Below are 23,773 nucleotides of genomic sequence, written 5' to 3'. Positions count from 1 at the left end.
ACGTGCAGGGGGACAGGGCGGTTCTGATCGCTAACTCACGGACTCTCGACACGAAGGCGGATCCTAACGAATCCCGGAAAACCGTGCCGTCGGCAGAAGAGGCCATTGACGGACAGCCCATGTCCTGCATGGGACATCAGCGACCAATCGGTCACAGATAAGGCACGTCACCCATCGCAACAGGCACCGGACAACCCGTCAGAACACCACCCCGGCATCGGTACGGACGATCTCGTCCAGACACCGTTCGGCCAGCGCGGCGACGGTCAGCGCGGGGTTGCAGGCCGCGGTCGAGCCGGGGATCAGCGAGGCGTCGAGCACGTACAGGCCGGGGTGGTCGTGGACGCGGCCGTAGAGGTCGCAGGCCCGGCCGAGCACCATGCCGCCCAGCGGGTGGAACGTGTACGACTCCAGCGCGTTCAGGTCCAGCAGCCCGAACGGCGCGGCCGCGGCGGCGGAGAGCAGGCCGTCGAGCACCGGGATGCCGGTCAGGGGCGGATTCGGGCCCGGCGACGGCGTACCCGCGACAAGGGTTTGCAGGGTTTCGCGGATCGACGCCTGGGCGATCGCGTCACCGGTCGACGGCCAGGTCAGACGCACGTCGTCGGTGAGCGGCCGGTACGCGAATCGGCCCACCGGCTCGCACAGGCCGATGCCCGGCACCGGCATCGCGTGCGTCTCCACCGGGAACGGCGCCGGCCCGAACTCGATCGTGACCGGGCGGGCCGGGTCCGCCCACCGCATGATCGCGACGCTGGTGGGGCCGCCCTGGTACGCCCCGGTCGGCTCCGGGATCAGCGCGCGCAGGTAGAGGCGCAGCCCGTTGTTGCCCCAGTGCAGGCCGGCCTGGTCGCCGAGGCGGGGCAGCGCGCCGGTGTCCCGCGCCCGGACCAGCATCCGCGTGGTGCCCATCGACCCGGCCGCCATGATCAGCGCATCGGCCGTGAGCAGCAGCTCCTCTACCAGCACGCCGTCCTCGGTGATGTGCCGGGCGCGGACCCGATAGCCGCCCTGCGGCCGCTCCGCCACGTCCGTGACCACGTGCAGCGGGCGCACCTCGGCCAGGCCGGACGCCTCCGCCCAGGCGAGGTAGTTGCGGTCCACGGACGTACGCGCGCCGCTGTTGATGCCGGTCAGGTACTCGCCGATCGACGCGGACGGCACGGCGGCGCCGGCCAGCTCGTCGCGGACCACGTCCCAGTCGCAGGCCTCGTCCAGCCGTCCGGTGGGCAGACCGGCGCGGGCGGCCTGGTCGAGGAAGAGGCGGGTGGGCGCGTACCGCTGGTGGGCGAGCACGTCGTCCGGGATGCTCCGCGCGCTGATCCGCGTCCGTACGCGCGGATAGTGCACGTCGCTCATCTCCTGGTAGTCGACGCCGGCCGGCATCACCCGGGTGAACGCGTCGCCGTCCGGCTGCAGCATCACGCCGTCGACCAGCGACAGCCCGCCCACGCCGGCCCCGGTGATCACGTCCATGCCGTCGCCCTCGACGCGCTCGAACAGCCCGGCCCAGGGCCGGTAGACGGCCGGCGGCATGCCCGGGTAGACCGGCGTGGGCGTGAACCAGGACGAGCGGCGGTCCGGCGACAGGAACGGCGGGAACGTGTCCCCGGCCGGCGTGACCGGCCAGCGGCGCCCGCGCTCCAGCACCAGCGTGCGCACGCCGGCCTCGGCCAGCCGGAACGCGGCGATGGCGCCGCCGTACCCGCTGCCCACGATGATCACCCGATGGTGTTCCTCCCGGACCCTGCGCCGAGGCAGCGGCAGCACCGCGGCCGCCCCCAGTGCCAGCACGCTACGACGGCTCAGCTCGACGTCCACAGCAACATTCTGCGACGCCCCACATCACGACGCACGTCGATCAAAGGCGGCCGGGCGACCGCAGGACAGGCGGCCAGATGACCACACACCCCACGGCCAAGTGACCACACACCCCACGGCCAAGTGACCACACACCCCACGGCCAAGTGACCACACACCCCACGGCCAAGTGACCACTGATCATGAAAATGGCGCATAATCGGGTGGTGCCCGACCTCATTCCACGACACGCTCAGACCCTGGTGGGCGAGGCTCTTGCCGACACCCGGGTGATCCTCGTGAACGGCGCCCGACAGTCGGGCAAGAGCACGCTGACTCGTCTCGCCATCGCCGGTCTCCCGGGGACCACGGTTCGGCTGCTCGACGACCCGGCGACGCTGCGCGCCGCCCGAGATGATCCGATGACATTCGTCGACCATAACGGCCTGATGGTGATCGACGAGATTCAGCTCGCTCCGGACACCATGCGACCGATCAAGCTGAAGGTCGATCTGGACCCCAGACCGGGACAGTTCATCCTTACCGGATCGTCGCGAGTGCTGGCGTTGCGCGCGCTGCCGGACGCCCTCCCCGGGCGGATGGAGATCATCGAGCTGTGGCCGCTGTCGCAGGGCGAGATCAGCGGTGATCCGGACCGGTTCATCGACGCGGCGTTCGCGCACGGCCCCCGCATCGACCACACATCGGACTGGCGGCGGAAGGACTATCTCGCGCGGGCGGTGATCGGCGGTTTTCCCGAAGCGGTGCGGCGGACGGACCGTCGCCGGGCGGCGTTCTTCGACTCGTATCTGATGACGTTGATCGAACGGGACGTGCTCGAACTGTCGAACATCGAACGCCGTGGCGAGATGTTCCGATTCCTGTCGCTGCTCGCCGGGCGGGCAGGTCAGCTGCTGGTGCCAGGGACGTTGGCCGGGCAGTCCGGCATCCCCCGCACCACTCTGGTCCGCTATCTGGAGCTACTCGTATCGGTCTTCCTGATCAAGAGCATTCCGGCCTGGTCGTCGAACCTGACCCATCGTGCAACGGGAACACCGAAGCTCGCCTTCGTCGACACCGGCATCGCGTGCCACCTGATCGGCCAGGATCTGACCCGCCTCAACGATCCCGGCGGCGCAGCTGGATCGATCATCGAGAATTTCGTGCTGATGGAACTGGCCCGGCAGATCACCTGGTGCGACCAACGCGCGACGCTCTATCACTTTCGCACGAAGGACGGCGTCGAGGTCGACGCCGTTCTGGAGACGCCGGATGGCCGCGTCGTCGGCATAGAGATCAAAGCCGGTGCAAACGTCCGCGCCGAGGACGTACGCGGGCTGCGGTTGCTCGCCGATACGCTCGGCGACCAGTTCGTAGCGGGCTACGTGCTCTACACCGGTCAGCAGACGCTCTCGTTCGGCGACAAGATCCGCGCCGTACCACTCGATGCCCTGTGGCGTTTGATGCCATGATCCGCATCTGCGCTGATTTTGTTCCGCATTTGCAGTCCCTGAATTCCGCATTTGCAGCCCTTGGATTCCGCAAATGCAGGCAGCTTCTTCCGCGTTCTCACGCCGCCATCGCGTGCCGCAGCCGGTCGCGGAGCGCGCGGGTCTCCGGGGAGGCCGGGGCGCCGATCTCGGTGTGCAGCAGGTCGACCAGGTCGTCGTACTGGCGGAGCGCGCGGGCCGGGTTGCCCAGCGCGGCGTGGCAGCGCATCAGCCCCCGGTGCGCGGCCTCCAGCAGCGGGTCGTGCTCGATCAGCCGGGTGAACGTCTCCGCGGCCTCGGCGAACCGCCGCTCGCGCCCGAGGATCAGCCCGCGGTCCAGCATGATCTGCTCGTAGCGGCGCCGCAGCCGGTCCCGCGGCACGGCCGCCCAGTCACCCGCGGCCAGGTCCGCCAGGAAGTCGCCCGGGTAGAGGCCGGCGGCCTCGGTCAGCGCGTCCAGGTCGCCGCCCGCGGCCCGGTCCGCCGCGGCCAGGAACACGTCCACGTCGTAGACGAACCGGCCCTCCACCCGGTAGCCGCCGGCGGCGTGACCGATCGTGGCGGCGCCGGCCAGCGCACGCCGCAGGTGTTTGACGCAGGTGTGGAAACTGTTGCGCAGCTCCGCGGGCCCGGCCTCGGGCCAGAGCGCGGCGCCGACCTCGGCCTTGGTGGCGCCGGGATGTGACAGCAGGTGGTAGAGCAGCTCGCGGGGCTTGGCGTAGGTCCAGTCCTCGGGCCCGAGCGCCCGGTCGCCGCGCAGCACGCGGGCGCGGCCCAGCGCGTGCACCACGAGCAGGTCCGTACCGGCCGCTGCCGGTACGCCGAGCGCCAGCGCCACCGCGCGGTCCAGCGGCAGCGACCGGCCCTCCGCGGAGGCGGACGCCAGCTCGGCCGCGCTCAGCCGGTCCGTGACCGCGCGCAGGCACCGCTCGTGCTCCAGCCGGTCGCAGGGTGGCAGTGGCGTGCCGATCGCGGTGCGGGCCGCGGCGGCGGCGGAGAGCAGCACCGCGGCGGTACGCGCGTCCGTCAGCAGCCCGGCCAGCGCGTCGAGCACGCCGGCCGTACGCCACCGGTCCCCCACCTCGTGGTGCCCGACCAGGCCCGTGCGCAGCAGCACCAGCGCCTGGTCCCGTTCGCCGAGCGCGATCGCGGCCAGCCCGAGCTGCTCCGTGGCCCAGGCGATGCCCTCCTCGGACTCCAGCCGCCGGGACACCTCCAGCGCCTCGCGCAGCAGCGGCCGGGCGCGGGCCGGGTCGCCGCCGCGCAGCATGGCCGCGCCGAGGTCGACCAGCGCGCCGATCATGCCCTCCTGGTCGCCGAGCTCGCGGAACTGCCGGAGCGCGTCCGCGGCGAGCGAGGCCGCGTGCGCGTGGTCGCCCTCCAGCCAGGCGGTGAACGCGAGCGCCTTGAGCGCACGCGCGGTCCCGGCCGGGTCGCCGAGCCGCTGCCAGACGTCGAGGCTCTGCCGGTGGTGGGCGCGCGCGTCCGCATAGCGGCCCTGTTCGCGGGCGATGCCGCCGAGGTGCTGCAGCGCGGTGGCGGTGCCGCGCGGGTCGCCGATCTCCTCGAAGAGCGCGACCGCGCGGCCGAGGCGTTGTGCGGCCGACGGATAGGCGCACTGCAGGAACTCCAGCACGCCGAGCCCGGCGAGCGCCTTGGCCAGCACCGCGGGCGGCGTGGTGGTCCCCGGCAGCGCGAGCGCGGCGCGGAGTCGTTCGCCGCCCTCGGCGTACCGGCCACGGAGCCGGTGGTAGCGGCCGAGCGCGGCGGCGAGCCGGACCGCCGCGTCCGGGTCGTGCCCGAGCGCCCAGGTGAACGCGGCGCGCAGATTGTCCCGCTCGCGGTGCAGCCGTTCCAGCCAGCGCGCCTGGTCCGGCCCGGCGAGCCCGGCGTCGGCCTCCTCCGCGAACGCCAGGTAGAAGGCGGCATGGGCGGAGAAACCGGACACGCCCAGCGACTCCGCGTACTGCCGGACCACCTCGAGCAGCCGGTACCGCTCCGCGTCGCCGTCCGTGTGCGCGTGGACCAGCGACTTGTCGGTCAGCCGGGCGAGTAACGGCAGCGCCTCCGGGCCGGCGACCGCCTCGGCCGCGTCTAGCGTGAACCCGCCGCGGAACACCGCGAGCCGCGCGAACAGCTCCCGTTCCGGGCCGGGCAGCAGGTCGTAGCTCCAGTCGAGCGCGGCGCGCAGCGTGGCGTGCCGTGCGGGCACGTCCCGGTCCGCGGTGACGAGCAGGCCGAACACGTTGTCGAGCCGGTCCAGGATGCGCTGCGGCGGCAGCATCCGGACCCGGGCGGCCGCCAGCTCGAGCGCGAGCGGCAGCCCGTCCAGGCGGCGGCAGAGCCGGGCCACCGCGTCCGCGTTCGTGCCGTCGACCCGGAACGCGGGGGCGACGCGGCGCGCGCGGTCCGTGAACAGCTGCACGGACTCGTCGCCGGGCAGGCCCTCGACCCACCAGACGTGCTCGCCGGCGACCGCGAGCGGCTCCCGCGAGGTGGTCAGCACGCGCAGCCGCGGGCAGGCGCGCAGCAGCTCGCCGGTCAGCTCCGCGCACGCCTCGATCAGGTGCTCGCAGTTGTCCAGCACCAGCAGCAGGGACCGCCGGGCCAGCCGGTCGGCCAGCGAGCCCTCGGGCAGGCCCAGCGCGTCCGCGACCGCGGAGGCCACGGACTCGGGCCGGTCCAGCTCGGCCAGCGCGACCCAGACCGTGTCCGGGCCGTCGCAGACCTCGCGGGCCAGGCGCGTCTTGCCGCTGCCGCCCGGCCCGACGAGGCTGAGCAGCCGAGACTCGCCGAGCAGGCGACGAATCCCGGGGACGTCGCGGCGGCGGCCGATGAATCGGGTGAGCGGGGCATCCATCATGTCCGGATCAGCATTCGACGACCGATGTCGATTATCAAGTCGATTGTCGGCTCCGCGATGACCTGTATTTTCCGCGCTTCCCCCCACATCACCCCGCATCTCCCCCCGCACCCGGAAGCCACTCTCAGAGGGTCTTTTCCACCGGAGAAAGGGAATTCAGATGCTTCGCAGCGGGATCCGCGGGCGCCTCGTCGCCGTCGCGATCACGGCGGGCGCCGTCACGGCGGCCCTGCTCCCCACCGGGCCGGCGTCCGCCGCGCCGGCCTCGTTCACGAAGATCCAGGGTGCGGCGTCGAACGCGGCCGGCCTGCAGGAGACCGTCGACCTGTACCGGACGCTGCTCGGCGCGCCGGACAACGGCAGCCTGCCCGGCACCCAGCCGGCCGGCCGCCGGGAGATCAACTGGGACGGCGTGCCCGACACGTTCTCCGCCCCGAACCAGCTGCCGCGCGACTTCTTCAACACCACCGCACCGCGCGGCGTGGTCTTCTCCGGCGCCACCAGCTTCCAGGTCAGCGCAGACAGCGCCAACCCGGCCGCGGCGCCGGTCCGGTTCGGCAACCTGAACTCGACGTACCCGTCGCAGTTCGGCACGTTCAGCCCGGAGCGGCTCTTCACGCCGGTCGGCACGAACAAGACCACGATCCAGTTCTTCGTCCCGGGTACGACCACGCGGGCCGCCGTCAAGGGCTTCGGCGCGGTGTTCACGGACGTCGACAAGGCGTCCACCACCCGGATCGACGTGTACGACCGCTGGGGCGCGGTGCTCTGGGGCGAGTGGGTGCCGGCCGGCCCGACCGCGGCCAAGAGCCTGTCGTTCCTCGGCGTCAAGACGGACGCGGACATCTACGAGGTCCGGATCACCACCGGTAACGCGGCGCTGAACTCCTGGACCAACGACACGGCGAGCACGGACGTGGTCGTGCTGGACGACTTCCTCTACGGCGAGCCGAAGGTCATCGCCTGAGCCACAGGGCAACACGCGATCCGGTGGCCGGGGCACACGCCCCGGCCACCGGCCGTGCGGCGATTACAGTTGCCCGCGATGGACCCCCGGAAGATCCTCGCCGCGCTCGCCGACCTCGCGCCCGCCAGGTCCGACCTGGTGCTGGACGTGGCCAGGTCCGGCCAGCCGTTCGCCTGGCTGGAGGACCCGGACCGGGCGCCGCGCGGGAAGGCCGGTGACCGGTTCGCCGGCCTGGACGCGCTGCACCGCGAGGAGCGCGTGCTGCGGCGCGGCTGGGGCTGGGTGCTCGGCAGCACCGAGGTCGGCGGCACCGCACGCCGGGTGCGCCTGCCGCTGGTGTCGCAGCCGGTCCGGATCGAGCGCGGCCTGCGCGCCCGGCTGCTGCCGGCCGGGGACCTGGAGATCACGCCGCTGGTCGCGGACCGCGCGCTGGCCACCCGCTTCGAGGAGGCGTCCGGGCTGGGCGGCGCCGGCTGGCTGACCGCGCCCGGCACGAAGGCGTGGATCTCGTCGCTGGCCTGGGCCGCGGAGCTGCCGGTCCGCGACGTGCACGACGCGCCGGTGAAGAAGCCGCCGACCGGTCACCTGGTGGCCTACGCCGCGGCCGCGCTCTACATCGCCCGCGACGTGGCCTCGACCGGCCCGCGCGACACGCTGCTGACCTGGGCGAACCGGTCCGGCCTGGATCAGACCGCGCTGGCCGCGATCTACTCCGGCGCCGAAGATCAACCCCCAGGATCACCTTCCCCATACGGTACGGGCGCCCCGCCCGACGCCCGCCGGCCGAGCGCCACGGGCACGTCGTCGCCGACGCGGGAACCGGACCCCGAGGTCGTCTCCCCGCTCCCGCTCAACGCGTCGCAGCGGGAGGTCGTGGCCCGTACCCGCCGGGAGCGTGTGGTCGTGGTCTCCGGCCCGCCGGGCAGCGGCAAGTCGCACGCGGTCGTGGCCGCCGCGCTGGACACCGTCGACCGCGGCGGCTCCGTGCTGATCGCCACCCAGTCCCGGCACGCGGCGGACGTGCTGGGCGGGCTGCTGGAGCGCTACCCCGGCCCGGTCCCGGTGCTGTTCGGCGACGCGGAGCGGCGCGACGAGATCGCCACGAAGCTCACCTCCGGCCTCGGCGAGGGCGTCTCCCGCCGGCAGCTGGCCGACGACGCGCACGCGGCCCGGGACGCGCGCGACGCGGTCCGCGCGGCCGAGCACCGGATCACCGTGGCGCTGGAGCGGGAGGCGCGGGCCGCGGAGCTGGAGGACTGGCTCCCGCTGCTGCCCGCGCTGCGCGCGGACGTACCCGCCGCCTTCGCACCTGATCTTGATCTTGAGGAGACGTGGTGGCAGCGCCTGCGGCGGGCGCGGGCACTGAAACGCCTGCACCGGCTCGCCCGCACCGACCCGCGCGTCCGCGAGGCGCTGCGGGCCGCCGCCGGCCTCCGCGCCGCCGGTGAGCTGGCTTCCACCGGCGGCACCGATCTGGACGCGGACTGGACCGCGCTGATCCGCGCGGACGACGCGGTCGCGGCCGCCACCGGCACGCTGATGCGCCACCGGGCCGCCAGCGCGGAACGCTGGGACGCGGCCGCACGGCGCAGCGCCACCGCGCTCGCGGCCGCGCTCCGGGCCGGGCGGAACCGGCGCCGCGAGTCGCTGGCGGCGCTGAACGGGCCCGCGCTGGTCCGCGCGCTGCCGCTCTGGGTGGGCACGGTGACGGACGCGGAGGACCTGCTCCCGGCCGTGCCCGCGCTGTTCGACCTGGTGATCCTGGACGAGGCCGCGCACATCGACCAGATCCGGGCCGCGCCGGTGCTGGCCCGCGCCCGGCACGCGCTGGTCGTCGGCGACCCGCGTCAGCTGCGGTTCGTCTCCTTCGTCGGCGACGCGGACGTGGCCGTCACGCTGGACCGCCACGACCTCGGCGGGTACGCGGACCGCCTGGACATCCGCCGGCAGAGCGCGTTCGACCTGGCCGCCGGCGCGGCCGCGGTGACGCTGCTGGACGAGCACTACCGATCGGTGCCGCACCTGATCGAGTTCTCCGCCCGCCGATTCTACGACGACCGGATCTCGCTGGTCACCCGCCATCCGCGCACGGAGGACACGGACGCGGTGGAGGTCCGCCACGTCCCGCCCGCGGCCGAGATCGAGACCGTGGTGGCCGAGGTCCGCGCGCTGTCCGGCCGGACCGGCATCGGCGTGATCACGCCGTTCCGCGGGCAGGCGGACGCGCTGGAGGCCGCACTGCTGGCCGCGTTCACGGTGCCGGAGATCGAGGCGATGGGGCTGCGCGTCGGCACCGTGCACGCGTTCCAGGGCGCGGAGGCGGACGTCGTGATCGCGTCGCTGGGCCTGTCCGACGCGGACCCGCCGGCCCGGCACCGCTTCGTCGCCGACCCGAACCTGTTCAACGTGCTGGTCACCCGCGCCCGCCACCGCCTGGTCGTGGTGACCGCGCTGGAGAAGGCGTCCGGGCTGGTCGGCGAGTACCTCGGGTACGCCGCGGAGCCGCCCCGCCCGGCCCACGCGCCACCGGACGCGGCCAAGGGGTGGGCGGCCCGGCTCGGCCGGGAGCTGGCCGAGTCCGGCGTGCCGGTGCGCGCGGACTATCCGGTCGGGCGCTGGACCGTGGACCTGTGCGCGGGCGAGACCGGCCTGATCTGCCGCGTGCACCCGGACGGCCCGGCGGCGCACATCGAACGGCAGCGCACGCTGCTGCGCGCGGGCTGGCACCTGCGCGACGCGTTCCCGACCCGCTGGGACGCCGACGCGGCCCGCGCGGCCCTGGACCTCAGCCCGTGATGTCGCGGGCCCACGGGAGCAGCAGGCGTTCCAGCAGCGCGACCGTGTAGAACAGCGCCACGCTCGCCAGCGCCAGCAGCGCGATCGCCGCGAAGGCCAGCGCCGTGTCCGCGGACGCGCTGGACAGCACGATCACGGAGCCGAGCCCGCGGTCCGGGTTGCCGATCTCCGCGACCACCGCGCCGATCACGGACAGCGACACCGCCACCTTCAGTCCGGTGAAGATCTGCGGCAGCGCCCACGGCAGCCGCACCTTCGCATACGTCTGCCAGCGAGACGCGTCCAGCGACCGGGACAGGTCGACCAGCTCCGCCGGGGTCGCGGTCAGCCCGGCCGCGGACGCGAGCACGATCGGGAAGAACGAGATCAGCACGACCAGCACGATCTTCGGTGGCGCGCCGAACCCGAGCCAGACCACGAGCAGCGGCGCGACCGCGACCTTCGGCACCGCGTTCAGTGCCACCAGCAACGGCAGCACCGCGTGCTCGACCGGGCGCCAGGTGGTGAGCACGATCGCGAGCGCGATCCCGCCGGCCGCCGCGATCGCGAACCCGGCCGTGGTCACGCTCAAGGTGCGGCCCAGCTCGGCGAGCAGGTACTCCGGCTGCCGGCGGTACGCGGCCACGATGTCCGGCGGCGAGGGCAGGAAGAACGTGCGCACCTGGAAGGCCTCGACCGCCCACCACCAGAGCCCGATCACCGCGGCGGCCGCGACCAGCGGCGAGAGCCAGCGCGTCAACGCCGGCGGCCGATGGTGGAGTAGACCAGGTGGCTGCGGATGACCATGCGCGGGTCGGACATCAGCGCGGTGACCCGGTCGAGCAGCGCGTCGGTGAGCCCGGCCGCGCGCAGCCCGGCCCGCTGCTGGGCGATGTTCGCGGCGTTGAGCAGCGCACCGGCCGTGCCGCCGGCCCAGGACCGGGCGAAGACCTCGGTGTCCACGTCCGCCAGGCCGGCCTCGACCATGGCCGCGTGCACGCGCCGGGCCCAGGCCGGGTCGTTGCCGTGCGCCGGGAGCACCCGCTCGACCAGCGTGTCCAGGTAGCGGTCGTACGCGGCCGCGTCGCCGGGACCGGGTGCGACCAGGACCGCGTTGCGGAACGTGGTGGCGAACTCCTCCAGCACCAGCGCGCCGCCGGGCGCGAGCGCGCCCGCGAGCCGTCGCAGGATCTCCTCCCGCTGCGGCAGGTGCAGCAGCAGGAGGCGGGCGTGGATGACGTCCCACTCGCCGGGCGGCAGCGGCTCGGTGACCAGGTCGTGCCGCAGCACCCGGTAGCCCGCGTCCGTGGGCAGGTGCCGGACGTTCAGGTCGGTGGCGAGCACGTGCGCGCCCTGGCGGGCCAGCCAGCCCGCGATGCTGCCGCCGCCCGCGCCCAGCTCCAGGCAGCGGCGTCCGGCGAGCGCGCCGAGCGTGGACAGGCGCGCGGTGGTGTGCCCGTCGAGCATGTCGGACAGGCAGCGGTGCCGGTCGATCGCGGCGGGATCGTCGTTGTCGAACGCGTACCGGGCGGCGGGAAGGGTCACGGTGCTCAGCTCCCGGGGGTCAGCGAGAAGTCGACGACCTGGTCCACGGTCAGACCGGCCGGGAAGAGCCCGTTCTCCACCATCACCGCGATGGCCCGGGTGACCCGGTCGCGGTCGATCGTGCCGAGCGGCGCGCCGTTCGCGGGCGTGGTCAGCGGCGCCATCAGCGTGATCTCGCCCTCGGCGGCGGCCGCGGCCGAGGCCGGGTTGCGCTGGTGCAGCAGCTCCGCGGCCGCGTGCGGGTCGGCGAGCGTGTCGACGAGCCCGCGCAGCGCCGCGTCCCGGAACGTACGCACCAGGTCCGGATCGCTGACGGCCAGGCTGGAACTGATCATGATGGCGTTGCCGAACAGGTCCGGCAGCAGGTCGCTGTACGGCAGCACGGTCATCGGCTTGCCCGCGGCCGTCTCGATGCCGGGCCGTCCGATCAGGAACGTGCTGAGCGCGTCCACCCGCCCGGACGCGAGCAGCGCCGGGACCTGCGGCGGCGCCGCGTTGACCCACTGGACGCCCGCGGGGTCGAGGCCGGCGGTCCTCGCATAGGCCGGGAAGAGCAGCTGGTTGACCGAGCCGGTGGCCGCGCCGAGCGTCTTTCCGGCCAGGTCCGCCGGCTTCTTGATCGGCCCGTCGGCCGGCGCCACGATCGAGACCAGCGACTGCTGGTGCACCGCCGCGATCGCCCGGAAGTCGGTGAACGTGCCCTGACCGGCGACGATCATGCTGCCGATCAGGTCGGAGTTGGCGAAGTCGGCCTGGCCGGCGGCGAGCGTGCGCAGGTTCTCCGCGGTGGCGGCGCCGAGTTTGATCTCGACGTCCAGCCCGGCGTCCCGGAAGTAGCCCTTCTCCTGGGCCACCCAGACGAACGCGTCGCGCCCGGCCGCGCCGAACGCGGTCAGAAAAGTGATCTTCCGGAGCCCTTGTCCGGCGCCGCGGCAGCCGGTGACGAGCAGAATCATGGTGAGCAGGATCAGGACTGTGCGCGACCGGCCCATGAGGACCTCCCCGTGAGGTCAGCACGTGATCAAGACATCCAAGCCTAACGATGGCTCAGGTTGATCGCGACGAAGCGTCCTAGATCTGATAGAGATAGACCGGAGGTGGGGAACAATGGCGTTCTATCGTTCCGTCGGCGAGGTGCCGCCGAAGCGGCACACCCAGCACCGGCGCCCGGACGGCGGTCTCTACTACGAGGAGCTGATGGGCGAGGAGGGCTTCTCCTCCGACTCGTCGCTGCTCTACCACCGCGAGATCCCGACCGCGATCGTGGACGCGTCGCCGTGGGACCCGCCCGGCCTCGGCACCACGGCCAACCGGCCGCTGCTCCCGCGCCACCTCAAGCTGCACGCGCTGTTCGACGATCAGAAGGACGTCGACGTGGTCACCGGGCGGCGGCTCGTGCTCGGCAACGGCGACGTGCGCATCTCGTACGCGGTGGCCGACACGCCCTCGCCGCTCTACCGCAACGCGATCGGCGACGAGTGCGTCTACGTCGAGTCCGGGTCCGCGGTCGTGGAGACCGTGTTCGGCGCGCTGCAGGCCACGGCCGGCGACTACGTCATGCTCCCCCGGGCCACCACGCACCGCTGGCTGCCCTCTCCCGGTGAACCGCTGCGCGCCTACGTGATCGAGGCGAACAGCCACATCGCGCCCGCCAAGCGCTATCTCTCCCGGTACGGCCAACTGCTGGAGCACGCGCCGTACTGCGAGCGCGACCTGCACGGCCCGTCCGCGCCGCTGCCGGCCGAGGGCACGGAGGTCCCGGTGCTGGTCAAGCACCGTGGCAGTACGGGCATCACCGGCACGCGGTACGTCTACCCGAAGCACCCGTTCGACGTGGTCGGCTGGGACGGCTGCCTGTATCCGTACACGTTCAGCGTGCACGACTTCGAGCCGATCACCGGGCGCGTGCACCAGCCGCCGCCGGTCCACCAGGTCTTCGAGGGCGCCGGGTTCGTGATCTGCAACTTCGTGCCCCGCAAGGTCGACTACCACCCGCTGGCGATCCCGGTGCCGTACTACCACTCCAACGTGGACAGCGACGAGGTCATGTTCTACTGCGGCGGGAATTACGAGGCGCGCAAGGGCTCCGGCATCGGGCAGGGCTCGATCTCGCTGCACCCGGGCGGCCACCCGCACGGGCCGCAGCCCGGCGCCTACGAGCGCTCGATCGGCGTCACCGAGGTCGACGAGCTGGCCGTCATGGTCGACACGTTCCGGCCGCTGGAGCTGGGCGAGGGCGGCACCGCCTGCGAGGACCCGTCCTACGCGTGGAGCTGGGCGGGCGGCCGGTGAGCTACGGCGTCTTCAGCACGGCCGGCGGCCCGCCCCGGCTCGGCGCGCGCCTCGGCGACCGCGTCGTGGACCTGTCCGCCGCCGGGATCTTCCGGGCCACCACGCTCAACCCGCTGATGGCGGCCGGGCCGGCCGTGTGGCGCGAGGTGTTCGACCAGCTCGCCGACGTCGACCTCGAAAAACATTCACACCCCGTTGAAGGGGTACGGATGCACCGCCCCTTCGACGTGGCCGACTACGCGGACTTCTACGCCTCCGTGCACCACGCCTCGAACGTCGGCCGGATCTTCCGCCCCCACGGCGCACCGCTGCACGAGAACTGGCGGCACCTGCCGATCGGCTACCACGGCCGGGCCGGCACGATCGTCGTCTCCGGCACGGACGTGCGCCGCCCGGCCGGCCCGCTCGGGCCCGGCGAATTCGGCCCGACGCGGAAGCTGGACTTCGAGGCCGAGGTCGGGTTCGTGGTCGGCGTGCCGTCGGACGGGCCGGTCCCGATCGACGCGTTCGCCGACCACGTCTTCGGCGTGTGCCTGGTCAACGACTGGTCCGCGCGGGACGTGCAGCGGTGGGAGGCGACGCCGCTCGGCCCGTTCCTCGGCAAGTCGTTCGCCACGTCGATCGGCGCCTGGGTCGTACCGCTGCATGCTCTTGATCTGGCTCGTGTCCCGGCGCCGGCGCAGGATCCGGTGCCGTCGGCCTACCTGCGAGCGGCGAAGCCGTGGGCGCTGGACCTGGCACTGGAGGTGCGGATCAACGGGCATCTCGTGTCCTCGCCGCGGTTCGCGGACATGTACTGGACCGCTGACCAGCAGCTCGCCCACCTCACCGTGAACGGCGCGACGCTGCGGACCGGCGACCTGTTCGCGTCCGGCACGGTCAGCGGACCGGCCCCGGACCAGCGCGGCTGCCTGCTGGAGCTGACCTGGGACGGACGTGATCCACTGACGCTCCCGGACGGCACCACCCGCACCTACCTGGAGGACGGCGACACGGTCACCGTCTCCGCGACCGCGCCGGGCGGCCTCTCACTGGGCGAGGTCACCGGCACGATCCGCGAGGCTCATTCCTGACGGCGGCCCACGACGTAGACCGTGGCGGCGGACGCGCCGACCATGAGCAGCGAGACCGCGCCCAGGCCGGTCAGCGGCGTCAGCATGGTCTCCGGCGCGCGCTCGCTCTCCAGCAGCGTCAGCATCGGCGCGACCGGCGGGACCACGCGGAACAGCACCATCACGCCCACGCCGCCGAGCGCGGCCAGCACCGCCACGCCGGTGTGCCGGATCAGCAGCCGCGAGCAGAGCAGGCCCACCGCGATCCCGGCGAAACCGCTGGTCAGCTGCGCGATCAGGCCGACGGCCAGGCCGGGGCCGCTGATCGGGTGCTGGCCGGCGTAGAGCGGGTAGATCAGGCCGGCCAGCGTCAGCGACAGCGTGATCACGGCGGCGGCCAGCACGTTCCCGGCCAGCACGAAGGGCTCGCCACCGGCCGCGGCCGCGGTCATGGCGCGCTGCGTGCGGTCCTCCGTGTTGATCAGCGCGACGGTCAGCCAGGTCATGCAGAGGAACAGCAGCAGCGCGCACGCGGAGTACGCCTCGGCCAGCGGCCCGGCACCGCCGGTGGTGAACACGCCGACGCCGGCGAAGAACACCACGACCGGCGCGATGTACGCCTGGCTGCGGACCAGCATCGACAGCGAGTAGCGGACCAGCGCGATCATCGGACCTCCTCGGCGACGGGCTTCCGGTCGTCGCCGTCCGTGTCCTTCACCAGCTTCAGCTTGGGGCGCGGGGAGGGCTTCTTCGCGTTCGCGGCGGGCGCGGGCGGCTGCGGCGCGTCGTCGCGGTCGTCCGCGGCGTCCCAGGCCTCACCGGGCCGCGCGGGACGCGACCGGCCGTCGTCCCAAAGCTGATCGCCGCGACGATCCGCGGCGTCCCGCCGATCGCGTTCGTCGTGCTCGTCGCGGGCTTCCCGGTCGTCACGCTCGTCGCGATCCGGCTCGTCATCGCGCTGGTCGCGACCCACACGATCATCTTGACTCGGGTGCTCGCCGCCGGGCTCACGGGCCGGCCGCTCTCGCTCCTCGCGTACGGCCGCGCCATCACGCTCGTCGTCGAAGTCGTCCGCCGCGTCGACCTCTTCCCCGTCACGCGCGTCGCGGACCGGCACCGGCGCGGTCCGGCGCACGGACTGCACCGACCACCCGTTCCCCAGCGCCTGGAACATCAGCTCGTCCGCGTACTTGGACACGACCTCGAGCCGCACCACCGCGCCCTCCCGCTGCGCCTCCAGCACACCGGGCAGGCGCCACCAGTCCGGCTCCGGCGCGTCCAGCGACGCGTCGACCAGCTCCAGGAACGCCATCGCCTCGCCGGACGCCGCGGTGGACAGCCGCCCGCCGGAGATCCGGTAGATCACGGACGCGCTGGCGGACACGACCGCCTCGCGGTGGTCGGTGAACACGACCGCGCCGCCGTCGCGGGCGGTCTCCTCGATCAGCTCGGCCAGCACGTCGTGCGCGGCCGCGTCCAGCCCGGACCACGGCTCGTCCAGCACCAGCAGCTGCGGCGGGACCATCAGCGCCTGCGCGACCGCGACCTTCTGCGCGTTGCCCTTGGAGAGGCGGCGCAGCTCGGAATTCGCGCCGCCGACCAGCGCGAGCCGGACCAGCAGCTCGTCCGCGCGGGACAGTGCGTCCCGCGTGCTCAGGCCCTTGATCCGGCCGATGTGCTTCAGGTAGGACCGCGCGGAGATGCGGGCCTGGGTGGGAAAGCGCTCCGGCACGTATCCGACGTTCCTCGGCCGCGCGATCACCCGGCCGGACGTGACCGGCGAGAGACCCGCGACGATGCGCAGCAGCGTCGACTTGCCGGAACCGTTGCCGCCGACCACGCCGACGACCTCGCCCGGGTAGATCACCAGGTCGATATCGTCCAACACGGTGCGTGACCGGTTGTACCGTTTGCCGACGCCGCGCAGCTCGACGAGGCCAGCCATGGCACCTCCACAGTCGCAGGCATCCGCCCTTCGCCCCGGCCCAGCATACAAACCCATGAGCATTTGCGGGGGTACGCGGCCGCAGCGTCACCCACACGACAATGATCACGCACAGCGATCAGGCGGTTGCGATCAGATCCACGATGATGAGCAGCGCGACCACGTCCCAGCCCCGCCAGAGCTGTCGCAGCAGGTCGACCGGGATCAATCCGAACGGCGTCTCGACCACCGGGCCGTCGTAGACCAGCGCCGGGCGGGTGCCGGACCGGTAGACCGCACCGGCCACGCCGGCCAGCAGCGTCACGTCCAGCCAGGGCGGCCGCACGCCCGCGACCGGCTCGGTGACCAGGAAGAACAGCAGCGCGGCCACGACCGGCACGGCCAGGTGCGCGATCTTCAGCGCGGTGTCGTCACCACCGAGCGCGCGGCGCAGGCCCGGCGAGCGGGTGACCGCCCGGAGCCCGCCGGCCAGCCGGTCCCCGGCCAGGAAGGCGGTGATCACGTGGGCCGGTCCGGCCAGGCCGGGCACCGCGAGCGCGACCGCGTACTGCACCAGCACCAGCGCGGCCCACCCGAGCAGCGCGCCGCGACGCCGCACGGCCCGCCGCAGCTCCGCCTGCACCAGCGGCCACCAGAGCGGGCCGGGCCGGAACGGACGGCTGCGCACGCTGCCGACCGCGCGCCAGCGCCGCGACTCCAGCAGGTCCGCGATCAGCGTCGGGTCCAGCATCACGGTCGCGGCCGCCGCGCTGCTCGCGAACTGTGCGCCGGTGCTCATCACGGCCTTGTCCACCCGGCGCAACGCCCGCACCGCGAACACCACGAGCACCAGAGCCACGACCGACACCATCAGCGGTACGGCGAGCGGCACGCCGAACCGGGGGCGTGCCATCGGCGTACCCGTGAAATGCATTGCCACCACCGCGGCAGCGGTGGCCGCGCCCGCGACCAGCAACACCTGTCCGGGCAGGTCAGCAGCCCACCGCGCCCGCCGCACGCCCTGCGCCGTGACCGAACCGGCACCGGCCAGCAGCCCGATCGAGGCGCCGAGCAACGCGGCGTCGGCGGTCTCCGCATCCGTGCCACCGGCACTGAGCCCATCGCCGCCTCCGGCAATGCCTGACAGCACCCCCAGAACGAGGCCGAGCGTCGCCACCACCGCGGCCGCGCCGGCCAGCAGGCCGGTGAACCGGGGCAGCAGCAGCACGCGGCGGTCGATCGGCGTGCTCGCGACCCAGGACTGCAGCGCCGGGCCGACGAAGATCGGGCCCAGCGCGCGCAGCCCGGCCCAGCCGAAACCGGCCGCGGTCAGCACGGCCGCGACCACCAGCCACCGTTGCTCGGCCGGGTCGCCGCCGCCGGCCAGCGGCGAGCGCAGGAAGCCGCGGCTCGCGTCCAGGAACGCCCAGCCGTAGAGCGCGGCCAGCAGCCCGAACATGTAGAGATCCGTGAGGAAGTCACCGAACGATGTCGAGTGGTGCCGGCGCCGCAGCCCCCGCAGCCGGGACCGGACCGCGCGGACCCGGACCGTGCTCACGCGCCGATCTCGATCCGCACGTCCGTGACCGCGTCGATCAGCTCGGCGTCGTGCGAGGCCAGCAGCACGGCCACGCCGGCCGCCTTCTCCCGCAGCAGGCGCTCGGCCAGCCAGGCGCGACCGCGCACGTCCAGGCGCTGCTCCGGCTCGTCCAGGATCAGCAGCCGCCGCGGCCGTACGAAGCACGACGCCAGCGCCAGCCGCCGTCGCTGACCGCTGGAGAGCGTCGCGGGCAGCTGGTCCCGGGCCCGTTCGAGACCCAGCTCGGTCAGCACCTCGCCGACCGGGTCCCCGCCGCCGCCGTGCGCCATCGCCAGCAGCTCCAGGTGCTCCGCCACGGACAGGTCCGGGAAGAAGTCGATGTCGTCCAGCGCCGCGGCCAGGATCGACCGCGTCCACGGGTCGGCCTCGTCCAGCTTCCGGCCCTTCGAGGTAATCTCCCCGTCGTCCGGCCGTTCCGCGCCCACCACGCAGCGCAGCAGCGTCGTCTTCCCCGACCCGTTCGGCCCGACCACGACGCCGGCCTGCCCCGCCTCGATCACGAAGCTGACGTCGTCCAGCACCACCAGGTCCCCGAAGCTGCGCCGCAGCCCGCGTACGTTCAGCGCCTCCATGAGCAGCACTCTGTCAGATCACCCCGCGCGCCGCCGTACCAGCCGCTGGCCCACGGTTGACACCGGTCCTCCGCGTACGTGATTCTGTACTTCATGCGGATCTACCACTACACAGAGCTGCGAAAGAATCTCGCCACGATCCTCAACGGCATCGAGGACGACGCCGAGCCGGTCGCCATCACCCGTGCTGGTCACGAGCCGGTCGTGATCATCACGCAGGCGCTCTATGACTCGCTCACGGAGACCGAGTTCGTTCTGGGTGACCGGGATCAGACCCGCGCGCTCCTCGACGCCATCGCGGAGACCGAGGCCGGAGAGAACATGCGGCACACGACCGTCGAGGAGCTGGACGAGCTGGCGGCGCTCGCGGCGGCGCGCGTGGAGCAGCGCGGAGCCGCCGCGTGAAAATCTCGTTTCACGAGGACGCCTGGGAGCAGTACGCCGAATGGCTGCGCCGCGACCGGGTCGTCCTAGGGCGAATAAACAGGCTGATCACGGACATCGCCCGCGACCCGTATGACGGGCTGGGCAAGCCCGAGCAGCTACGCGGGCCGCTGAGTGGCTGGTGGTCGCGCCGGATCACCCAAGAGCACCGCATCGTGTACCGGGTCGTTCAGGATCGCATCGAGATCGTGCGGTGCAGGGGCCACTACCAGTGACCGCGGGTCAGGCGGCGGTGCGGGTGGCGGTGACCATGCGGACGGACCAGCGCCAGCCGTCGACGTAGGCGCGGACGAGGTCGGTGCTGTGGGCGGCCGGGGCCACGGCGTCTAGGTCGCCGCGGGAGAAGGCGTCCACGGTGCGGAGGACGTCGCCGAGCGCGCCGGTGCCGTGGGTGAGGGCGGCCAGCACGTCGTCGGAGAGCGGGAGCCGGTCGGCGAGCATGCCGGGGGTGAGGCCGAGCACCTCGGCGACGCCGCTGATCAGGCCGGCGGTGAACGCGGCGTCCGGGGACGCGTGCATGCCCTCGGCCAGGCTCTCGCAGAAGCGGGCGCGCAGCAGCGCGGTGGTGAGCTGCTCGTCCGAGGCCTCGACGGCGTCGCCGAGCGCCATGATCATGGCCCAGCGGCGGATCTGGGCGAGGCCGAGCAGGACCACGGCCTGGCGTACCGACGAGACGCGGTGCGAGGCGCCCGCGGCGGCGGAGTTGCTGGCCCGCAGCACGCGCAGGGCCAGCGCGGGATCGCTGACGATGATGGTGAGCACGCGGTCCATGTCGGCCGCGCCGATCGCGGGCACGAGCTGCAGGCGGTGCAGGCGGGACGGCGAGAGGCTGGTCGCGGTCATCACCCGGGGGCGGCTCAGCGCGTACCCCTGGCGCAGTTCGAATCCGTAGCTGTCCGCCAGCGCGACGTGCTCCTGCGTCTCCAGGCGCTCCGCCACGATCTGCATGCCCGGGTACGCCCTGCTCACCTCGACCACCTCGGCGAACCGCGCCAGGTCCAGGTCGAGCATGTCGAGCTTGAGGTAGGAGGCGAGCGGCAGCAGGCGTTCGTGCCCGGAGCCGTGCACGTAGTCGTCGAGCGCGATCCGGTAGCCGGCCTCGACCAGCGCGGTGACGCCCGCGACCACCTCGTCGTCCGGGTCGACGGTCTCCAGGATCTCCAGGACCACGTTCTCCGGCCCGAACGGCAGCGGCACCTTGCCGATGATGAACTCGCGCGTCAGGTTGATGAAGCAGAGCCGGTCGCCGGCCACCTCCGCGATGCCGAACTCGGTGAACACGTTGATCATGACCTGGCTGGTGGCGTACGCATCGCGCGCGGACGCGTCCACCGCCTCCATGCTGCCGCGGAACAGCAGCTCATAGGCGACGACCACGCCGCGCGCATCGAAGATCGGCTGGCGGCCGACATGGACACGCTGGGTGATCGACGGCATAGGGTTCACGCGCCGAGGATCGGCCCGCCCGGCGCGGTCCTGAGGAGTTCGCGGGGGTGAGGCATATTACCTACCCATGATCGCCTCTTATCTGTCCGCCGCCCGCGCGGTCGCGGACCTGCTCGCGGAAGACCGGATCACGGCCGCCTGGGACCGCCCGAGCGCGCTGGACCGGATGACGGTCGGCGCCCTGGCCGGCCACCTGGCCCGCGCCGTGACCTCGGTGCCCGCGGTGCTGCACGCCCCGGAGCCGGACGCCGCGCCGATCACGCTGGTGGAGCATTACACACGGTCGGCGTGGGTGGGCGCGGATCTGGACGCGCCGGTGAACACCGGCATCCGGGACACCGCGGACGGGGAGGCCGCCGACGGCCCGGCCGTGCTGGCCGCGCGCACGCGGGACGCGCTGGCCGAGCTCACGTCGTACCTGCCCACCGAGCGCGCGGGTCGTCCGGTGCTGCTGTCCTGGGCCGGCTGGCCGCTGACGATCGAGGATTTCCTGACCACCCGGATGCTGGAGATCTCGATCCACGTCGACGATCTCGCGGTCAGCGCCGGCCTGCCCACGCCCGAGCTGCCGCGCGACGTGCTGGACCCGGTGCTGTCGCTGCTGCACGAGCTCGCGATCCGCCGCCACGGCCCGCTCGCCGTGCTGCGCGCGCTCAGCCGCACCGAGCGCGCTCCCGCCACGATCGCCGCGATCTGAGAACACACCGGGGGTACGACCCGGAGCTCCGGATCACACCAGATCCTCCGGCGGTGCGACCGGGGCCGCCGGGTCGTACCGCGCGGTGTGCCGCTGCCAGTCGTAGTTGCCGCGGATCAGCGCGTGCAGCGCCAGCGTCACGTACCGGTCCACGGTCGCGCGCTCGCCCGCACCGAGCCCGATCGACACCGCCGCGGCCGGGATCAGCCCCTCCAGCGCGGTCAGCTCCGCGAGCAGCCGGTGCACGGTCCGCACGGTCTGCCGGACCGCCTCCGACCGCCCGAGCCCGGTCGCGTCCTCCAGCACCAGCACCGCGTTCTGCCGGGTGCCGCGCCGCTCCTCCTTCTCCACGGACGCCACGTCGTTGCAGAGCCCGGCGATGTCCGCGACCAGCGCGCGCAGCCGGTACAGCAGCGGCGTGTGGAACGCGACGTCCGGCAGCTCGCAGCCCTGCACCCGCTCGGCCAGGTCGAGCACCGGGTACGCGCCCACGGTCGGCCGCCGCCGTTCCAGGTGTTCCGCGACCGTGCCCGCGGGCCCGAACAGCTCCTCCACCAGCACGCCGGCGAAGTATCCGGCCCAGTCCTGCGCCGCGCGTGCCCGCCAGGCCGCGGACATCCCGGCGCAGCTGCGTTCCCACACGTCCGCCCAGGCGCGCGTGGCCGGCACCGGATGCGGCGGCAGCGTGCCGGGTGGCTCGTGCAACAGCGTCAGCAGTTGCCGGGACGCCCTGACCGCGGCCGCGCGCGGCCCGCCCGGTTCGTCGTCGAACTGGTCGTCGAAGAGGAACAGGAAGCACTGCATGTGCGCCGCGAGCTGCAGGTCGTCGCCGTGCGCGGCCGGGTTGAACCGGGCGGCCAGCTCGGTGAGCCGCCAGCCGAGGACCCGGTCGGCCGCGGCTTGGCCGCGGATCAGGCCGAGGTCACGCGCCCAGTCGAGCGTGCCCGCGGCGGCCTTCTCGATCTCGGGCGGCACGAGGTCGGCCGCCGGGTACGGGATGTCGAAGACGACGCCCTGTGGCAAGGAGACTCCCGGAAAATATCGATTTCCATCGTCTTACCACAGAAACGGTGCTCAGTGATCGGCACGGGCCCGGCGGAACAATCCGGTCGCCAGCACGGCCAGCAGCAGCGCGCCGAACGCGACGGCGACCGGCAGCACGCCGGCCGTCTCCAGCACGGACACCAGCGACTCCTGCACGCCGAGCGCGGCCTCGACCACCGGGTCCGCGCCGGCCCACCGGGCGTCGTAGATGACGCGCAGCTCGTACCAGCCGTAGTAGGTGACGTAGAGGCCGGCGATCGCGAGCAGCACGCCGCCGACGCGGGGCGCGACCGCGCTCGCCCGGCGCACCCGGGACAGCAGCGACGTGCGGACCAGCGCGACCGCGAGCGCGGTGACGCCGACGACAAGCGCCATGCCGCCCGCGTAGGCGAGGAACAGCGCGACCGCGCTGCCGCTGAGCGAGGCGCCCACGATCGCCAGGAACGGCGCGATGGTGCAGCTCACGGACGCGAGCGCGTAGGCGACGCCGAACAGCGCCATGGACGGCAGCGACCGGGTGAGCCCGGGTGCGCGCCGCAGCATCGGCAGGCTCGGCAGCTTCCGCCCGGACGCCATCAGCACGCCGAGCACGGCCAGCACCGCGCCGGACGCGAGCGTGAGCCAGGGCAGTCGCGGCTGCAGCCAGCTCGCGGCCGGGGCCAGCGCCAGCCCGAGCGCGCCGAACACGGCCACGAACCCGGCGGTCATGGCCAGCGTGGAGGTGAGCGCACGGCCCGCGGCACGGAACCGGCCGCCCTCGTCGGACGAGGCGACGAGCACGGAGAGGTACGCGGGCAGCATCGCGAACCCGCACGGGTTGAACGCCGCCAGCATCCCCGCGGTGAGCGCGAACAGCAGCACGGCTCAGGCCGCCAGCTTGTCGAGCCAGCCGACCAGGTCCTGGTCGTCGAGCCAGCCCTTGTGCACGACCTCGCCGGAGGCGTCGATCATGACGTAGTAGGACTGCCGGGTGACCTCGAAGCGCTTCCACAGCTCACCGGCGCCGTCGTTGATCTGCGGGATCACGCCGACCTCGTACTGTGTGACGAATTTGTTCATCGCGGCCGTGTCCGTGCTGAGCCCGGCGACGCCGATGATCGGCACCCGGTCCGCGTAGCTCGGCGACGGCCCAGCCCTGGCTGGCGCAGGTCGCGCACCAGGGCGCCCAGAACCAGAGCACGGCCGGCTTGTGCGCCAGCGACGCGCCGTCGAACGTCTTGCCGTCCAGCGTGGTGCCGGTGAAGCTCAGCAGCTCCGGCACC

At 73.1% G+C, this 23,773-nt stretch carries 21 protein-coding genes; 8 read left to right on the top strand and 13 right to left on the bottom strand.

Annotation, left to right across the window (positions count from 1 at the left end; genetic code table 11):
- Window positions 1-198: 198 nt before the first annotated feature.
- Complete coding sequence (locus OP04_RS15330) at window positions 199-1,821, bottom strand: GMC oxidoreductase (RefSeq protein ID WP_033340345.1); 1,623 nt, start codon at window positions 1,819-1,821, stop codon at window positions 199-201.
- Between the two features lie 206 nt (window positions 1,822-2,027).
- On the opposite strand from OP04_RS15330, the gene OP04_RS15325 reads away from it, so the two are divergent.
- Window positions 2,028-3,272 carry an ATP-binding protein gene (locus OP04_RS15325; RefSeq protein ID WP_198153837.1) on the top strand — a complete coding sequence of 415 codons (1,245 nt, stop codon included), beginning with the start codon at window positions 2,028-2,030 and terminating at the stop codon, window positions 3,270-3,272.
- Between the two features lie 97 nt (window positions 3,273-3,369).
- On the opposite strand, the gene OP04_RS15320 is transcribed toward OP04_RS15325, so the two are convergent.
- Window positions 3,370-6,153 (bottom strand): tetratricopeptide repeat protein, encoded by a 2,784-nt coding sequence (locus OP04_RS15320; protein ID WP_051797963.1) that lies wholly within the window; start codon window positions 6,151-6,153, stop codon window positions 3,370-3,372.
- A gap of 160 nt (window positions 6,154-6,313) precedes the next feature.
- Here OP04_RS15320 and OP04_RS15315 point away from each other — a divergent pair, with 160 nt between their 5' ends.
- The gene (locus OP04_RS15315) at window positions 6,314-7,120 is read left to right on the top strand and encodes a hypothetical protein (protein WP_051797961.1); all 807 of its coding nucleotides are present in this window, start codon (window positions 6,314-6,316) and stop codon (window positions 7,118-7,120) included.
- Window positions 7,121-7,198: 78 nt separating this feature from the next.
- Window positions 7,199-9,916 carry a DEAD/DEAH box helicase gene (locus OP04_RS15310; protein ID WP_033340343.1) on the top strand — a complete coding sequence of 906 codons (2,718 nt, stop codon included), beginning with the start codon at window positions 7,199-7,201 and terminating at the stop codon, window positions 9,914-9,916.
- Here the strand turns inward: OP04_RS15310 and OP04_RS15305 are convergent.
- Genes OP04_RS15305 through OP04_RS15295 form a run of 3 tightly spaced genes read right to left on the bottom strand, consistent with a single transcriptional unit; the run spans window position 9,906 to window position 12,432 of the window.
- Window positions 9,906-10,655 carry an ABC transporter permease gene (locus OP04_RS15305; RefSeq protein WP_033340342.1) on the bottom strand — a complete coding sequence of 250 codons (750 nt, stop codon included), beginning with the start codon at window positions 10,653-10,655 and terminating at the stop codon, window positions 9,906-9,908. The two genes, OP04_RS15310 and OP04_RS15305, sit on opposite strands and share 11 nt — an antisense overlap.
- Window positions 10,652-11,440, bottom strand: coding sequence for a class I SAM-dependent methyltransferase (locus tag OP04_RS15300; protein WP_232323601.1), 789 nt, complete (start codon window positions 11,438-11,440; stop codon window positions 10,652-10,654). Before OP04_RS15300 ends, OP04_RS15305 begins: the two co-directional genes overlap by 4 nt.
- A 5-nt stretch (window positions 11,441-11,445) precedes the next feature.
- Complete coding sequence (locus OP04_RS15295; RefSeq protein WP_033340341.1) at window positions 11,446-12,432, bottom strand: ABC transporter substrate-binding protein; 987 nt, start codon at window positions 12,430-12,432, stop codon at window positions 11,446-11,448.
- Between the two features lie 115 nt (window positions 12,433-12,547).
- Between OP04_RS15295 and OP04_RS15290 the strand changes: the two genes are divergently transcribed.
- Entirely contained in the window at window positions 12,548-13,732 is a 1,185-nt protein-coding gene (locus OP04_RS15290; protein ID WP_033340340.1) for a homogentisate 1,2-dioxygenase, read from the top strand.
- Window positions 13,708-14,805 (top strand): fumarylacetoacetate hydrolase family protein, encoded by a 1,098-nt coding sequence (locus OP04_RS15285; RefSeq protein ID WP_033340339.1) that lies wholly within the window; start codon window positions 13,708-13,710, stop codon window positions 14,803-14,805. The genes OP04_RS15290 and OP04_RS15285 overlap by 25 nt, the downstream gene beginning before the upstream one ends.
- Here OP04_RS15285 and OP04_RS15280 read toward each other — a convergent pair.
- The 4 genes from OP04_RS15280 to OP04_RS15265 form a co-directional block, all read right to left on the bottom strand.
- Window positions 14,796-15,452, bottom strand: coding sequence for a hypothetical protein (locus OP04_RS15280; RefSeq protein ID WP_051797957.1), 657 nt, complete (start codon window positions 15,450-15,452; stop codon window positions 14,796-14,798). The genes OP04_RS15285 and OP04_RS15280 overlap by 10 nt on opposite strands.
- Complete coding sequence (locus OP04_RS51095; RefSeq protein WP_063746611.1) at window positions 15,449-16,729, bottom strand: ATP-binding cassette domain-containing protein; 1,281 nt, start codon at window positions 16,727-16,729, stop codon at window positions 15,449-15,451. The genes OP04_RS15280 and OP04_RS51095 overlap by 4 nt, the downstream gene beginning before the upstream one ends.
- 118 nt (window positions 16,730-16,847) lie before the next feature.
- A complete protein-coding gene (locus tag OP04_RS15270; RefSeq protein WP_033340338.1) occupies window positions 16,848-18,266 on the bottom strand; it encodes a DUF6297 family protein in 1,419 nt (472 codons plus the stop codon).
- Window positions 18,263-18,880 (bottom strand): ABC transporter ATP-binding protein, encoded by a 618-nt coding sequence (locus OP04_RS15265; RefSeq protein ID WP_033340630.1) that lies wholly within the window; start codon window positions 18,878-18,880, stop codon window positions 18,263-18,265. Before OP04_RS15265 ends, OP04_RS15270 begins: the two co-directional genes overlap by 4 nt.
- Window positions 18,881-18,973: 93 nt before the next feature.
- On the opposite strand from OP04_RS15265, the gene OP04_RS15260 reads away from it, so the two are divergent.
- Window positions 18,974-19,285 carry a type II toxin-antitoxin system Phd/YefM family antitoxin gene (locus OP04_RS15260; protein WP_051797954.1) on the top strand — a complete coding sequence of 104 codons (312 nt, stop codon included), beginning with the start codon at window positions 18,974-18,976 and terminating at the stop codon, window positions 19,283-19,285.
- On the top strand, window positions 19,282-19,539 hold the full coding sequence (locus OP04_RS15255; protein WP_033340337.1) for a Txe/YoeB family addiction module toxin: 258 nt from the start codon (window positions 19,282-19,284) through the stop codon (window positions 19,537-19,539). The genes OP04_RS15260 and OP04_RS15255 overlap by 4 nt, the downstream gene beginning before the upstream one ends.
- Window positions 19,540-19,546: 7 nt before the next feature.
- On the opposite strand, the gene OP04_RS15250 is transcribed toward OP04_RS15255, so the two are convergent.
- Entirely contained in the window at window positions 19,547-20,761 is a 1,215-nt protein-coding gene (locus OP04_RS15250) for an EAL and HDOD domain-containing protein (RefSeq protein ID WP_033340336.1), read from the bottom strand.
- 76 nt (window positions 20,762-20,837) lie between these two features.
- Here OP04_RS15250 and OP04_RS15245 point away from each other — a divergent pair, with 76 nt between their 5' ends.
- Complete coding sequence (locus tag OP04_RS15245; protein ID WP_033340335.1) at window positions 20,838-21,467, top strand: maleylpyruvate isomerase N-terminal domain-containing protein; 630 nt, start codon at window positions 20,838-20,840, stop codon at window positions 21,465-21,467.
- Window positions 21,468-21,500: 33 nt separating this feature from the next.
- Here the strand turns inward: OP04_RS15245 and OP04_RS15240 are convergent, their stop codons facing one another.
- Genes OP04_RS15240 through OP04_RS55625 form a run of 3 tightly spaced genes read right to left on the bottom strand, consistent with a single transcriptional unit; the run spans window position 21,501 to window position 23,615 of the window.
- Entirely contained in the window at window positions 21,501-22,490 is a 990-nt protein-coding gene (locus OP04_RS15240) for a terpene synthase family protein (RefSeq protein ID WP_033340334.1), read from the bottom strand.
- A gap of 51 nt (window positions 22,491-22,541) precedes the next feature.
- Window positions 22,542-23,372 carry a cytochrome c biogenesis CcdA family protein gene (locus OP04_RS15235; protein ID WP_033340333.1) on the bottom strand — a complete coding sequence of 277 codons (831 nt, stop codon included), beginning with the start codon at window positions 23,370-23,372 and terminating at the stop codon, window positions 22,542-22,544.
- Between the two features lie 3 nt (window positions 23,373-23,375).
- On the bottom strand, window positions 23,376-23,615 hold the full coding sequence (locus OP04_RS55625) for a TlpA family protein disulfide reductase (protein WP_232323600.1): 240 nt from the start codon (window positions 23,613-23,615) through the stop codon (window positions 23,376-23,378).
- Window positions 23,616-23,773: the final 158 nt, after the last annotated feature.

The sequence above is a fragment of the Catenuloplanes japonicus genome (assembly GCF_000717135.1).
GTDB lineage: Bacteria > Actinomycetota > Actinomycetes > Mycobacteriales > Micromonosporaceae > Catenuloplanes > Catenuloplanes japonicus.
Note: the sequence above shows the minus strand (reverse complement) of the source record. Positions and strands in the feature narration are given on the sequence as shown.

Coding starts and splice junctions, on each gene's coding strand:
- OP04_RS15320 (WP_051797963.1), bottom strand. CDS start 6,153: ATGATGGATGCCCCGCTCACCCGATTCATCGGCCGCCGCCGCGACGTC.
- OP04_RS15315 (WP_051797961.1), top strand. CDS start 6,314: ATGCTTCGCAGCGGGATCCGCGGGCGCCTCGTCGCCGTCGCGATCACG.
- OP04_RS15310 (WP_033340343.1), top strand. CDS start 7,199: ATGGACCCCCGGAAGATCCTCGCCGCGCTCGCCGACCTCGCGCCCGCC.
- OP04_RS15295 (WP_033340341.1), bottom strand. CDS start 12,432: ATGGGCCGGTCGCGCACAGTCCTGATCCTGCTCACCATGATTCTGCTC.
- OP04_RS15290 (WP_033340340.1), top strand. CDS start 12,548: ATGGCGTTCTATCGTTCCGTCGGCGAGGTGCCGCCGAAGCGGCACACC.
- OP04_RS15280 (WP_051797957.1), bottom strand. CDS start 15,452: ATGATCGCGCTGGTCCGCTACTCGCTGTCGATGCTGGTCCGCAGCCAG.
- OP04_RS51095 (WP_063746611.1), bottom strand. CDS start 16,729: ATGGCTGGCCTCGTCGAGCTGCGCGGCGTCGGCAAACGGTACAACCGG.
- OP04_RS15265 (WP_033340630.1), bottom strand. CDS start 18,880: ATGGAGGCGCTGAACGTACGCGGGCTGCGGCGCAGCTTCGGGGACCTG.
- OP04_RS15260 (WP_051797954.1), top strand. CDS start 18,974: ATGCGGATCTACCACTACACAGAGCTGCGAAAGAATCTCGCCACGATC.
- OP04_RS15250 (WP_033340336.1), bottom strand. CDS start 20,761: ATGCCGTCGATCACCCAGCGTGTCCATGTCGGCCGCCAGCCGATCTTC.
- OP04_RS15245 (WP_033340335.1), top strand. CDS start 20,838: ATGATCGCCTCTTATCTGTCCGCCGCCCGCGCGGTCGCGGACCTGCTC.